Source organism: Nocardiopsis sp. NPDC006938, from assembly GCF_042869555.1.
Taxonomy (GTDB): Bacteria; Actinomycetota; Actinomycetes; order Streptosporangiales; family Streptosporangiaceae; genus Nocardiopsis.
This window is the reverse complement of record NZ_JBIAGA010000010.1, coordinates 13,552-26,189: the sequence shown is the minus strand read 5'-3', so window position 1 is coordinate 26,189 and position 12,638 is coordinate 13,552. Positions and strand designations below refer to the sequence as shown.

9 protein-coding genes and 1 tRNA gene are annotated in these 12,638 nt (G+C 70.9%); 4 read left to right on the top strand and 6 right to left on the bottom strand.

Translation table 11 applies throughout. The annotated features are described in order from the left end of the window. Positions 1-39 precede the first annotated feature (39 nt). The gene (locus ACFYL4_RS16415; RefSeq protein ID WP_357758477.1) at positions 40-1,407 is read right to left on the bottom strand and encodes a cystathionine beta-synthase; all 1,368 of its coding nucleotides are present in this window, start codon (positions 1,405-1,407) and stop codon (positions 40-42) included. Between the two features lie 336 nt (positions 1,408-1,743). Here ACFYL4_RS16415 and ACFYL4_RS16410 point away from each other — a divergent pair, with 336 nt between their 5' ends. The 3 genes from ACFYL4_RS16410 (at position 1,744) to ACFYL4_RS16400 (ending at position 4,541) form a co-directional block, all read left to right on the top strand. After that, on the top strand, positions 1,744-2,802 hold the full coding sequence (locus tag ACFYL4_RS16410) for an SGNH/GDSL hydrolase family protein (protein WP_387519058.1): 1,059 nt from the start codon (positions 1,744-1,746) through the stop codon (positions 2,800-2,802). A gap of 46 nt (positions 2,803-2,848) precedes the next feature. Continuing rightward, entirely contained in the window at positions 2,849-4,069 is a 1,221-nt protein-coding gene (locus tag ACFYL4_RS16405; protein ID WP_387519057.1) for an acetyl-CoA C-acetyltransferase, read from the top strand. Positions 4,070-4,289: 220 nt separating this feature from the next. Then, on the top strand, positions 4,290-4,541 hold the full coding sequence (locus tag ACFYL4_RS16400; RefSeq protein WP_357758469.1) for a DUF4287 domain-containing protein: 252 nt from the start codon (positions 4,290-4,292) through the stop codon (positions 4,539-4,541). An 85-nt stretch (positions 4,542-4,626) separates the two neighbouring features. Here ACFYL4_RS16400 and ACFYL4_RS16395 read toward each other — a convergent pair whose 3' ends face one another. The 3 genes from ACFYL4_RS16395 to pruA all read right to left on the bottom strand — a co-directional run bounded on the left by ACFYL4_RS16395 (position 4,627) and on the right by pruA (position 8,439). Then, entirely contained in the window at positions 4,627-5,544 is a 918-nt protein-coding gene (locus ACFYL4_RS16395; RefSeq protein ID WP_387519056.1) for a Bax inhibitor-1/YccA family protein, read from the bottom strand. A 159-nt stretch (positions 5,545-5,703) separates the two neighbouring features. Beyond that, positions 5,704-6,630: a proline dehydrogenase family protein gene (locus ACFYL4_RS16390; protein ID WP_357758464.1), complete on the bottom strand. Its 927-nt coding sequence runs from the start codon at positions 6,628-6,630 to the stop codon at positions 5,704-5,706. Positions 6,631-6,813: 183 nt separating this feature from the next. After that, entirely contained in the window at positions 6,814-8,439 is a 1,626-nt protein-coding gene (gene pruA, locus ACFYL4_RS16385) for an L-glutamate gamma-semialdehyde dehydrogenase (protein WP_387519055.1), read from the bottom strand. A gap of 218 nt (positions 8,440-8,657) precedes the next feature. Between pruA and ACFYL4_RS16380 the strand changes: the two genes are divergently transcribed. Then, positions 8,658-10,409, top strand: coding sequence for a helix-turn-helix domain-containing protein (locus ACFYL4_RS16380; protein ID WP_387519054.1), 1,752 nt, complete (start codon positions 8,658-8,660; stop codon positions 10,407-10,409). 316 nt (positions 10,410-10,725) lie between these two features. Here ACFYL4_RS16380 and ACFYL4_RS16375 read toward each other — a convergent pair. Then, positions 10,726-10,802, bottom strand: a tRNA-Leu gene (locus ACFYL4_RS16375). A 120-nt stretch (positions 10,803-10,922) separates the two neighbouring features. After that, on the bottom strand, positions 10,923-12,299 hold the full coding sequence (locus tag ACFYL4_RS16370; protein ID WP_357758455.1) for an NAD(P)/FAD-dependent oxidoreductase: 1,377 nt from the start codon (positions 12,297-12,299) through the stop codon (positions 10,923-10,925). Positions 12,300-12,638: the final 339 nt, after the last annotated feature.

Genomic DNA, 12,638 nt, shown 5'->3' with positions numbered 1-12,638 from the left:
CGGGGCCCGAACCGCGCTCGGAACCCCGGGGAGGCCGACTCAGCCCGACAGGTGGGCCAGCAGGTCCTGCCTGGTGAGGATGCCCACGGGCTTGCCGTCGCGCAGCACCACCAGCGCGCCGGAGGTGCGCAGGAGGCGGACGCAGTCGCTGACCGGGGTACCGGTGCCCACCGTGGCCAGCGGCTTGCCCATGTGCGTCTCGACGAGGTCGTCGAGCTCCGCCCGGCCGTCGAACAGCGCGTCAAGGAGGTCGCGCTCGGCGATCGAGCCGACCACCTCAGCCGCCATGACGGGCGGCTCCTCCTTCATCACCGGCAGCTGGGAGACCCCGTACTCGCGCATGATCGCCACGGCGGTGCCGACCGTCTCGTCCGGGTGGCTGTGCACGAAGTCGGGCATACCGCCCTCCTTGTCCGCGAGCACCTGCCCCGCGGTGGCCTCCTCCGTGTCGGCGGACAGGAAGCCGTAGTCGGCCATCCACTCGTCGTTGAAGATCTTGCCGAGGTAACCGCGCCCACCGTCCGGAAGCAGCACGACGATGACGTCGTCGGGACCGGCGTCCTTGGCCACCCGCAGCGCCGCCTCCACCGCCAGGCCGCAGGAACCGCCCACCAGGAGGCCCTCCTCCTTGGCCAGGCGGCGCGTCATCAGGAAGGAGTCCTTGTCGCTGACCGGAACGATCTCGTCGCAGATCGCCGTGTCGTAGGTGCCGGGCCAGATGTCCTCGCCCACTCCCTCGACCAGGTACGGGCGGCCACTGCCGCCCGAGTACACCGAGCCCTCCGGGTCGGCGCCGACCACCTGCACGGCCCCCTTCGAAACCTCCTTGAGGTAGCGACCGGTGCCGCTGATGGTGCCGCCGGTGCCGATGCCCGCCACGAAGTGGGTGATCCGGCCCTCGGTCTGGTCCCACAGCTCGGGGCCCGTGGAGTGGTAGTGCGACTCCGGGTTGTTCTCGTTCTCGTACTGGTTCGGCTTCCACGCCCCGGGGATCTCGGCCGCGAGCCGGTCCGAGACCGAGTAGTAGGAGTCGGGGTGCTCCGGAGCGACGGTGGTCGGGCAGACCACGACCTCCGCTCCGTAGGCGCGCAGCACCGACAGCTTGTCCGGCCCGACCTTGTCGGGGCAGACGAAGACGCAGCGGTACCCCTTCTCCTGCGCCACCAGGGCCAGGCCGATACCGGTGTTGCCCGAGGTGGGCTCGACGATCGTGCCGCCCGGCCCGAGCTCACCGCTCTTCTCGGCCGCCTCCACCATGCGCAGTGCGATGCGGTCCTTGACCGATCCACCGGGGTTGAAGTACTCGACCTTGGCCAGGATCGTCGGGGCCAACCCCTCGGTGACCTTCCGAAGACGGACCAAGGGGGTGTCTCCGACCAGGTCGATCAGTGAATCGTGTACCCGCAACTTCGCTCCTTCGCATCGTGGCGACCGGGTCTTCGGCCCGCCCTGTGTGGTGTCCCCGGTGACGCCCGAGGCAGGTGGGACCGGTCCGGCTCCCACATGCAGACTCTAAGCCGATTTCGCCGTCGGCGCGCCGCTCACCTGGTTCAAGGCCCCGATGAGCGGTGTGGACCGGTCCGTACCGGTCCGCCGATTCGTCGGTACGCCGTACCGGACCGGTCCGACTTCGGTGGCGCCCGCGCCCCGAGGGTGTGTCGTCCGGGTACGTGACCCCGGATCGGCCCGCCGGTACCGTCGGGAAGGAGGTCAGGGGCGGGGCGGACACTGCGGGAGGTACCGATGCTGCGAGCCGCGCGGGCACGGCGCATCGCCGCCGCCACCGCGTTCGGCGGGGGCGGGCTCACTCTGGTGGGCGGTGGCACCGTCGCGCTGCTCTACCTCCAGGCCCGGCTGGCCAAGAACGCGATCGGCCGCACCGCCTGGGACCGTCCCAGGGCCGACGGGACCTACGGCGAGGGACCGGGCCCGGCCCTGCGCCTACTGATGCTCGGCGACTCCACCGCCGCCGGCTTCGCCGTGAGCGAGGCGTGGCAGACCCCGGGCGCGCTGCTCGCGGCGGGCGTCTCCGCCGCCGCCGAGCGCCCGGTGCTCCTGCGCTGCACCGCCACCCCGGGAGCCACCTCCGCGGACCTGGACGCCCAGGTGGAGCGGGCCGGTGCGCGCGAGCCGGGGAGGCGTTACGACGTCGCGGTGGTCTTCGTGGGCGCCAACGACGTCATCCGCCGGGTCCGCCCCAACGACGCCGTGGCCGCCCTGCGCGAGGTCTCCGCCGAACTGGTGGGGCTCGGCACACCCGTGGTGGTCGCGACCTGCCCCGACCTCGGCACCGTCCGGCCCATCGGCTGGCCGCTGCGGTCGGTGGCCCGACGCGCCTCCCGGCAGCTGGCGGCCGCGCAGACCATCGCGGTGACGGAGGCGGGCGGGCGCACCGTCTCCCTGAGCGACGTCCTCGCCGACGACTTCCGGGCCGACCCCGGCTCCATGTTCGGCCCGGACCGGTTCCACCCGTCCGCGCGCGGGTACGCCCAGGCCGCCCTGGTGGTCCTGCCCTCCGCCTGTTCCGCCCTGGGGTTGCTGCCCGAGCTCGACGAGGCCGACCGCACCGAGGGCGTCCTGCCGGTGGACCGCGCGGCCGTGGTCGCCGCGCAGACCCCCGGCACGGAGGTCTCCCCCGCCTCCGACCAGGCACCGACCGGGGCGCACGGACGCTGGGCCGCGCTGGTCCGGGGCCCCTTCCGCACCAGGGGCGGGGCCCGCCCGGCGTCGCCCGCCCCCGCCGGGGACGAGGACGCGCCAACGACGACCCCGGATGGCGCGGAGGGGCACCGGACGGGTTAACTGGTCAGTAACAAGTCTCGCCGTGACCCGAACAAGGACGAAGAACATGCCCGAAGCAGTCATCGTCGCCACCGCGCGCTCCCCGATCGGCCGAGCCTTCAAGGGCTCCCTCAAGGACCTGCGCCCCGACGACCTCACCGCCCAGATCGTCGGCGCCGCCCTGGCCAAGGTGCCCGAGCTCGACCCGAAGAGCATCGACGACCTCATGCTCGGCTGCGGCCTCCCCGGCGGCGAGCAGGGCTTCAACCTGGCCCGCATCGTGGCCGTGCAGCTGGGTCTGGACACCGTCCCGGGCACGACCGTCACCCGCTACTGCTCCTCCTCCCTCCAGACGACCCGGATGGCCTACCACGCCATCAAGGCGGGCGAGGGCGACGTGTTCGTCTCGGCGGGCGTGGAGACCGTCAGCCGCTTCGTCAACGGCAGCAGCGACAACCCGCAGAACGAGAACCCGCTCTTCGCCGACGCCAGGGCCCGCACCGAGAAGCGCAAGGAGGGCGGCCAGGGCACCTGGACCGACCCCCGCGAGGACGGCCTGCTCCCCGACGCCTACATCGAGATGGGCCAGACGGCCGAGAACGTCGCCGAGATCACCGGCGTCTCCCGCCAGCGCCAGGACGAGTTCGCGGTCCGCTCGCAGAACCTCGCCGAGAAGTCCCTCGACAACGGCTTCTGGGAAAGGGAGATCACCCCGGTCACGCTGCCCGACGGCACCGTGGTGAGCACCGACGACGGCATCCGCCGCGGCACCACCTACGAGAAGGTCTCGCAGCTCAAGCCGGTGTTCCGCCCCGACGGCACCATCACCGCGGGCAACGCCTGCCCGCTCAACGACGGCGCCTCCGCGCTGGTCATCATGAGCGACACCAAGGCCAGGCAGCTGGGCATCACCCCGCTGGCCCGCGTCGTCTCCACGGGCGTGACCGGCCTCAGCCCCGAGATCATGGGCCTGGGCCCGGTCGAGGCCTCCAGGCAGGCCCTGGCCCGCGCCAACATGGCCATCGGCGACATCGACCTCGCCGAGATCAACGAGGCCTTCGCCGCCCAGGTGCTGCCCTCCGCCGACCAACTGGGCATCGACATCGACACCCAGCTGAACGTCAACGGCGGCGGTATCGCCGTGGGCCACCCGTTCGGCAGCACCGGTGCCCGCATCACCACCACGCTGATCAACGGGCTCCAGTTCCACGACAGGACGTTCGGCCTGGAGACCATGTGCGTCGGCGGCGGCCAGGGCATGGCGGCCGTCTTCGAGCGCCTCAGCTAGCCCACCGCCGTGTGGAGGGGCCTCGGACCGGCTGGTGTCCGGGGCCCCTCCGCGTTCCCCCTCGGCCGCGCTGTAACACCCGGGGGGCGGCCACGGGTGACGGGAGGGCGAAGGTTCCCCCACCGGCCGGGTAAAAGCTGGCGGCCGGGTCTTGTCCCCGTGGTGATCCTGATGCAGGGTCGCAGTACGTGCCACAGCCCATCGCACTGCGGAGGTGCCTATGACGGTGACCCACTCGCCGGAGATCCACGCCAAGCTCATCGAACGCATCCCGGTGGTGACCGGTCGGGGGCTCCGCGACTGGTTCGACTCGCTCGACCGGGGGCCCGGGCTCGTGCGCCCCGCGGACCGGTCCCGCTGGCTCGCCGACGAGTACGACCTCACCCACGGCTACGCGCAGGCCATCGTCACCGAGTACGACCGCAGGCGGCGCAACCGCTCCATCCCGTCACCCCGTCCGCGGACCGCCTGACCGCACCGACGGCGGAGGGGCCGCCCCCGGGCAGAACCCGGGCGACGGCCCCTCGTCACGCGAAAACCGGCACGACCGGAGGTCGCTAGTCGGCGAACATCGTCTTGATCATCCAGAGCAGGCGCAGGATCTCGATGTACAGCCAGACCACGGAGACGGTCAGGCCGAAGGCGAACTGCCAGGCGAAGTTGTTCGGGATGCCCGCCTCGACGCCCTCCTCGATGCCGCGGAACTCGATGGCGAGGGTGAGCGCGGCCAGGACGACGAACACGATGCCGACGCCCAGACCCAGCCAGGTGGGCTCGCGCAGACCCATGCCGCCCGCGATGAAGAAGCTGAGCACGAAGTTGATCAGCATCAGGGCGGCGGCGCCCATGACGGCGTACGAGACGGCCTTCACGAAGCCGTCGGTCACCTTGATGATGCGGAACTTGTACAGCGCCAGCATCACGCCGAACACCGCGACGGTGCCGATGACCGCCTGGGAGACCAGTGAAGTGCCCGCGGACGGGTCGCCCATCTGCATGGACAGCATGTTGCCGAGCACGGCCGACAGACCGCCGACGAGCAGGCCCTCCAGGGCCGCGTACGACAGGATGGCGATCGGGTTGGTGATCTGCTTGAAGGCGATCACCAGGCCCAGGATGAGCCCGCCGATCATGCCGACGAACATCAGCGCCAGGGCCAGGCCCGGGTTGCCCGAGAAGAAGAGGAAGTAGTTGATGACGCCGAAGAGGGCGACGGCGCCGAGTGTCATACCGGTGCGCACGACGACGTCGTCGATGGTCATCGGCTGCGCGGCCTGGGTCTGCTGGGGGTAGCCCGGCTGCGGGTAGGCCTGCTGGGGGTAGCCCTGCTGGCCGTGAGGCTGCGGGTACGCCTGTCCGTACCCCTGCTGCCCGTAGCCCTGCTGACCGTAACCGGGCTGTCCGTAGCCCTGCTGGGGGCCGGACTGCTGCTGAAGCGCCCGCTTGAGGACGGGGTTGGAACTCCGCATCCGCATGTCTAGTAATGGCCTTTCACGCGTGGATTGCTGCCCACAAAGTAACGTACGGCCCGGCTCCCGGGTTCCGCCGCCAAGGTCACCGTTGCGAAACGGGCCCGCGCCGGTCGTACCGGCGCGGGCCCGTCCACCCGTCGCCCCGGGGGCGCGGTCGCTCTGCTAGTTGCGGGTCACCAGGGACCGCGCGAGGAAGAGCATGTTGGCCGGACGCTCGGCCAGACGGCGCATGTAGTAGCCGTACCACTCGTCGCCGTAGGGGACGTAGACGCGCATCCGCTTGCCCTCGGCGGCCAGGCGGACCTGCTCGCCGTCCCGGATGCCGTAGAGCATCTGGTACTCGTAGTCGTCCGCGCCGCGGTCGTTGAGAGCGGCCAGCTCGCCCGCGATGGCGACCATGCGCGGGTCGTGCGAGGCCACCATCGGGTAGCCGTCGCCCGCCATGAGGACCTTGAGCGCACGCACGTACGCCCTGTCGACCTCGTGCTTGTCGCGGAAGGCGACCGACTCGGGCTCGTCGTAGGCGCCCTTGCACAGGCGCACGCGGGAGCCCGCGCCGCTGAGGTCGCGGCAGTCGGCCTCGGTACGGCGCAGGTAGGCCTGGAGCACCGCGCCCACGAACGGGAAGTCCTCGCGCAGGTCGCGCAGGATGCCCAGCGTGGAGTCGGTGGTGGTGTGGTCCTCCATGTCGAGGGTCACCGTGGTGCCGATCGCCTGGGCGGCCTCGGCGATCAGGCGCGCGTTCTCCAGCGCGATCTTCTCGCCGTCCTCGTTCAGGAACTGACCGACGGCCGACAGTTTGACCGACACCTCGGCACGGTCTCCCAGCCCGGCCTCGCCGAGTGCGGCGAGCAGGTCCTGGTAGGCGGTCACGGTGGCGGTGGCCTGCGACAGGTCGGTGGTGTCCTCACCGAGGAAGTCCAGGGTGACGTACCGGTCCTTGGCCAGCTCGTGGACGGCCGGCAGGGCCTCCTCCTGGGTGGAGCCCGCGACGAAGCGCGAGACCATGGCCCGGGTCATGGGAGTGCGCTCGACGATCGTGCGGCAGGTCGCGGACCTGGCGGCGAGCAGCAGGGGCTTGCGAAGCATGGTGACCTCGAAGAGACGTGCGCGAGCCGGTGGGGCTGGCGCGGACGATACGCGCGGCCGGTGGGCCGGCCGCGCTGTGGGTCTCGGGGGGTCGGGGCCCGCACCCGGCGCCGGACGGCGCGGGAGCGGGCCCCGTGGTGGCGGCGGGCCCTCCGGACGGAGGAGGGGCGCGGCCGCCGGTGACTACCCCTGGTGGGGGTAGGAGGAGACCGTCGGCGCGACGAACGTCTCCTTGATGGCGCGCGGGCTGGCCCAGCGGGACAGGTTCTGGGCGGAACCGGCCTTGTCGTTGGTGCCGGAGGCGCGACCGCCGCCGAAGGGCTGCTGACCGACGATGGAGCCGGTCGGGCGGTCGTTGATGTAGAAGTTGCCCGCCGTGAAGCGCAGGGCCTCGGTCGCCTTGGCCACCGCGGAGCGGTCGTTGGCCAGGATGGCGCCGGTCAGGGCGTACGCGGAGCCCTCGTCGACGATCTTGAGGACGTCCTCGAACTCGTCGTCCTCGTAGACGTGGACGGCGATGATCGGGCCGAAGTACTCCGTGCGGAACACGTCGTTGGTGGGGTCGGTGCCCTCGATGATGGTGGGGCGCACGAAGTAGCCCACCGAGTCGTCGGCGGTGCCGCCCGCGATGATCTCCAGGGTCGGGTCGGACTTGGCGTCCTCCAGGACCTTGGCGAGCTTGTCGAAGGAGCGACGGTCGATGACGGCGCCGACGAAGTTCGACAGGTCGGTGACGTCGCCCATGGTCAGGGCCTCGGTCTCGGCGACCAGGTCGTCGCGCGTCTTCTCCCACACGGAGCGGGCGACGAAGGCGCGCGAGGCGGCGGAGCACTTCTGCCCCTGGTACTCGAAGGCGCCGCGCACGATGGCGGTGCGCAGGATCTCCGGGTCAGCGGAGGAGTGGGCGACGATGAAGTCCTTGCCGCCGGTCTCGCCCACGATGCGCGGGTAGGAGCGGTAGTTGGAGATGTTCTCGCCGACGCTCTTCCACAGGTGCTGGAAGGTCTTGGTGGAACCGGTGAAGTGCACGCCGGCCAGCTCGGGGTCGTTGAGCGCGATGTCCGACACGGCCAGGCCGTCACCGGTGACCATGTTGATGACGCCGGGGGGCATCCCGGCCTCCTCCAGGAGGCGCATGGTGAGCTCGGCGGAGAACTGCTGGGTCGGGGACGGCTTCCACACGACCACGTTGCCCATGAGGGCGGGGGCGGTGGGGAGGTTGCCCGCGATGGCGGTGAAGTTGAAGGGGGTGATCGCGTAGACGAACCCCTCCAGCGGACGCTGCTCCATGCGGTTCCACACGCCGCGCACGCTCAGGGGCTGCTGCTCCATGAGCTGACGGGCGTAGGAGACGTTGAAGCGCCAGAAGTCGATGAGCTCGCAGGCCGAGTCGATCTCCGCCTGCTGGACGGTCTTCGACTGGGCGAGCATGGTGGCGGCGTTGATGGTGGCGCGCCAGGGGCCGGCAAGCAGCTCGGCGGCGCGGAGGATGATCGCGGCGCGGTCGTCGAAGGACATGGCGCGCCAGGCGGGAGCGGCGGCCTTCGCGGCGGCGATGGCGTCGCGGGCGTCCTGGTGGGTGGCGTTGCGCATGGTGCCCAGGACCGACGCGTGGTTGTGCGGCTGGACGGCGTCGATCGGGTCGCCGCCACCCATACGGCTCTCACCGTTGATGCGCATCGGCAGGTCGATGCTCTCCCGGCCGAGCTCTTCGAGCTTGGCGACGAGCTCGGCGCGCTCGGCGCTCCCGGGCGCGTAGGTGAGAACGGGTTCGTTCACCGGCTGCGGGACGTTGGTCACGGCGTCCATGGGCACCTCCCTGGAAGAATGTCCCTGTCTGAGCAGGGTTGACTGATTCAACAGTCCCAGAAGCGGGCTCCGGTGACCTTGTGGGACGGGCCACTCTTTACTGGTCCTCTTTGTTCACCAGAACAAACCCTGGCACACGCGCCGCCGCTCGATCCGTCACCCCGCCTCCGGCGCTCCGCTAGTGTCGGTCCCCGGACCGACCGGTGAGGACGAACATCATGCCAGGTCAATCAGGAGAACACACGGACGAGGGCGCGGGGCTGCCCCTGCGCAGGCTCCTCCTGGCCCTCGGTGACCCGATCGTGGACGTCGCCGCCGCACCGGACGGGCTCGATGTCCAGGTGGACAACGTCGTGATCATCGACCCTGAGGACCGTGTGGAGGCGCGCGAGGGTGACCTGGTGCTGCTCATCGGCGTGCGCGGCGGAGCCGCCCGACGCCTGGTCCGAGCCCTGGCCGCGCAGGGGGCGACCGCGGTCGCGGTCAAGGCCGGGGGCCACGGGCCCGCCGAGGAGACCATCCCGCCGTCCGGCGAGGCGCGGGGGCGTTCCCGGCCCGGCGCGGACGAGCTGCGCACGCTGCGCGCCGAGGCCGAGGACAGCGGGATGGCCCTGCTCGCGGTCCGCCCCGAGGTGCGCTGGGACCAGCTCCAGTCGGTGTGTCAGAGCATCGTGGACGACGCCCGGTTGACCGCCTCGGAGGATCTGGGCGAGGCCACCGGCGACCTGTTCTCCATGGCGCAGACCATCGCGCAGCTCACCGGCGGCCTGGTCAGCATCGAGGACGCGGCCAGCCGCGTGCTGGCCTACTCCAGCGGCGCCGAGGTCGACGAGCTGCGGCGTCTGTCCGTGCTCGGCCGCCAGGGCCCGGAGTCCTATCTGGCTCTGCTACGCGAGTGGGGGGTGTTCACCAAGCTGCGCGCGGGCGAGGAGGTGGTGCGGATCGAGGAGCACCCCGAACTCGGTATCCGCCGCCGCCTGGCCGTCGGCATCCACGCGGGCCGCCAGCCGCTGGGTTCCATCTGGGTGCAGGAGGGTTCCCAACCGCTGTCCGGGCACGCGGAGGAGGCCCTGCTCGGCGCCGCCCGCACGACCGCGCTCCAGATGATCCGCCAGCGCACCCAGACCAGTGCGGGGCTCCGGCTGCGCGAGGACCTGTTGTCGAGCCTGTTGGAGGGGCGCATCGACGCGAGCGCCCTGGCCGACACCGTCCAGGTGCACGCCGAGCGGGCCGCCCTGGTGGCGGCCTTCTCCCTGACCGGCGGCGAGGCGGAGCCGGTGGGCGACGCCGAGCCCGCCGACCGGCCCGTGCGCGAGCTGCGCCGCCGCCAGCTCATCGACCTGGTGTCGGTGCACACCGCCGCCTACCGGCGCAGTTCGCTGGTGACCGAGCTCGACGGCCGCGTGTACGTGCTGCTTCCGGACCTGACCCGGACCCCGAGCGGGGACGGCTGGCGCGGGGTGGAGCAGTCGGTGCTGGCGCTGACCCGCAAGACGGTGGCCGCGGCGCGGGCCGCACTGGGCCTGCGCGTACAGGCGGCGGTGGGGTCGCTGGTGGAGCGGTTGCGCGACGTGCCCGAGTCACGGGCCGAGGCCGACCGGGTGCTCGACGCCATGAGCCGCGACCTGGACGGCGGTACGGACTGGGAGGTGGCCACCATCTCCGACGTGCGCTCGCGGGTGCTGATCAGCGAGACCCTGGCGCACCTGCGCGCCGACCCGTCACTGCGCGACCCCCGGGTGAGCCGGTTGATCGAGTACGACCAGGCGGGCGGCGCCGACCTCGTGCACTCGCTGCTCGCCTACCTGGAGGCCTTCGGCGACGCCCGGGCCGCCGCCGAGCGGTTGCACATCCACCCGAACACGCTCCGGTACCGGGTGCGCCGCGCCGCGTCGGTGAGCGGGATCGACCTGTCCGACCCGGGTGAGCGCCTGTTCACCCAGCTCCAGCTCCTCATGGAACAGGGCTGATCCGCACCCGGGTCCCCGGCCAGCCCGTGAGCCCCACCCGCACCTCAACCCCAACCGTGAGCCCCGACCGCGCGCCTCCGCCGCGGGCCGTGAGCCCCGACCGTGCACCTCCGCCACTGGGGGTGCCCGTTCGGGCGCCGCCAGGGTTCTGCAAGACGAGTCAAGCCGCTAGCGAGGAACGAGCGTCAGGCGTAGACGAGGATGAAGAAGTCCCTGGCTACTCGGGCGCCCGAACACGGGCCGAAGCGAAGCGGAGGCCCAAAGCAAACACGCCCGATCACGCACCGCACCGAAGAGCGGAGGTGCGGGAGAACACTGGTACCCCCGGTCGGACTCGAACCGACACTTGTGACCCTTTTAGGGGGCCTGCCTCTTCCATTGGGCTACGAGGGCGTGCCCATCATACCGGCCGGGCCGATTGCCCACTTTGGTTCGGCTTGGCCAGATGGGGACACGAAAAGACCGGCTTCCCGAGGAAGCCGGTCGTTTCGTTCGGGTTCGGGCCCGGCCGGGTCAGCTGACGCGGCGCAGGCGCCCGTCCTCGACCTGGGGCTGGCTGGCCTCCTCGAAGGCCTGGCGGGGCTCGGACATCTCCGGGAGCGCGGCGAAGTCGCGGCGCAGGAAGAAGGCGAGCGTCCAGTCGGAGAGGACCCGGAGCTTGCGGTTGAAGGTCGGCACCGCGAGCAGGTGGTAGGAGCGGTGCGCGTACCAGGCGAGGCGGCCGTTGAGCTTGATCTTGCCGAACAGCTGGGCGGCACCCTTGTGCAGGCCGAGTCCGGCGACGGCGCCGAGGTTCTTGTGCCGGTAGGCCTTGAGCTGGCCGTTGCGCAGGGTCGCGATGACGTTGTCGGCGAGGACCGGCGCCTGGCGGACCGCGTTCTGGGCGTTGGGCGGGTAGTAGCCGCCGTTGCCGTCGGGGACCTGGGCGTTGTCACCGCCGGCGAAGACGTTGTCCGTGCCGTTGACGGTGAGGTACTCGCTGGTGTCGACGTGGCCCTTGGGACCGAGCGGCAGGTCGCTGGCGGAGACGACGGGGCTGGGCTTGACACCCGCGGTCCACACGAGGGTGCCCGCGTCGAACTCGGTGCCGTCGCTGAGCTTGACGCGCTGGTCGGTGGCCGACTCGAGGAAGGTCTTGAGCCGGACGTCGATACCGCGCCGACGGAGCTGGTTGAGCGCCTTGCCGCCGACCTCGGGCCCGACCTCGGGCAGGATCTTGTCCGCGGCCTCGATGAGGTAGAAGTTCACGTCGCTCTGGTCGATCGACGGGTGGAGGCGGACCGCGTCGCGGACCATGTCCTCCAGCTCGGCGATGGCCTCGGCTCCGGCGAACCCGCCGCCGACGAACACGAAGTTGAGGGCCTTGGCGCGCACGTCCGCGTCGTCGGTGGAGTCGGCGATGGTGAGCTGGTTGAGCACGTGGTTGCGCAGGTAGGCCGCCTCTTCGACGGTCTTGATGCCGATGCCCCACTCGGCGAGGCCGGGGATGGGCAGGGTGCGCGAGACCGCTCCGGCCGCCATCACGAGGTAGTCGTAGTGGAGCGTCTCGGGCTCACCGACGTTGGGCTCGTAGCGGACCGTGTTGTCGGCGTGGTCGATGCGCACGACGCGGCCGCCCAGCACGCGGACGCGGTCGAAGACCTTGCGCAGGGGGACGACGACGTTGCGCGGGGAGATGTTCCCGGCGGCCGTCTCGGGCAGGAAGGGCTGGTAGGTCATGTAGGAGTTCGGGTCGATGACGGTGATGCGGGCTTCACCGGTCCCGAGCTTCTTCTCCAGTCGCCTTGCGGTGTACATCCCGAGGTAACCGCCACCGACGATGAGGATGTGCGGGATCTCCGCCTCGTCCCCGCCGCCGTGCACCAGCCGGTAGTTCCTGCTCTCGGTCATCGCATTTCCGCCCTAACGGTTCATCTTTGGCGCCCTTGCCTCAAGGGCCGCGAAGGCTGTCACGTTCCTCGATCCCCCGACCGGGGCCCGCTGAGCCGTGGTTCTTGCTCCCGACACTGTGGAAGGTTGCTTGTGCATTCTTTCACAAGCCCCTCCCCGCAGAGAAGGTTCACATTCGCCCACCTTCCGACCATCCCCACGTGCGAGGGGAGGGCATTAATGCAGGTCAGACGGGTTGTGAATGCGTTCACAAGGGTCTTCCGAGGTGACACGTCTCACCCGGGGGCCCTGTCGGACCCCCTCGAAAGGCCCCTCCGGAGCACCCGAAGGTCCCTTTCG

Bases quoted from the DNA above. Each gene is read 5' to 3' on its own strand.
- ACFYL4_RS16410 (WP_387519058.1), top strand. From the start codon at position 1,744: ATGCTGCGAGCCGCGCGGGCACGGCGCATCGCCGCCGCCACCGCGTTC.
- pruA (WP_387519055.1), bottom strand. From the start codon at position 8,439: ATGGACGCCGTGACCAACGTCCCGCAGCCGGTGAACGAACCCGTTCTC.
- ACFYL4_RS16400 (WP_357758469.1), top strand. From the start codon at position 4,290: ATGACGGTGACCCACTCGCCGGAGATCCACGCCAAGCTCATCGAACGC.
- ACFYL4_RS16380 (WP_387519054.1), top strand. From the start codon at position 8,658: ATGCCAGGTCAATCAGGAGAACACACGGACGAGGGCGCGGGGCTGCCC.
- ACFYL4_RS16390 (WP_357758464.1), bottom strand. From the start codon at position 6,630: ATGCTTCGCAAGCCCCTGCTGCTCGCCGCCAGGTCCGCGACCTGCCGC.
- ACFYL4_RS16370 (WP_357758455.1), bottom strand. From the start codon at position 12,299: ATGACCGAGAGCAGGAACTACCGGCTGGTGCACGGCGGCGGGGACGAG.
- ACFYL4_RS16405 (WP_387519057.1), top strand. From the start codon at position 2,849: ATGCCCGAAGCAGTCATCGTCGCCACCGCGCGCTCCCCGATCGGCCGA.
- ACFYL4_RS16395 (WP_387519056.1), bottom strand. From the start codon at position 5,544: ATGCGGATGCGGAGTTCCAACCCCGTCCTCAAGCGGGCGCTTCAGCAG.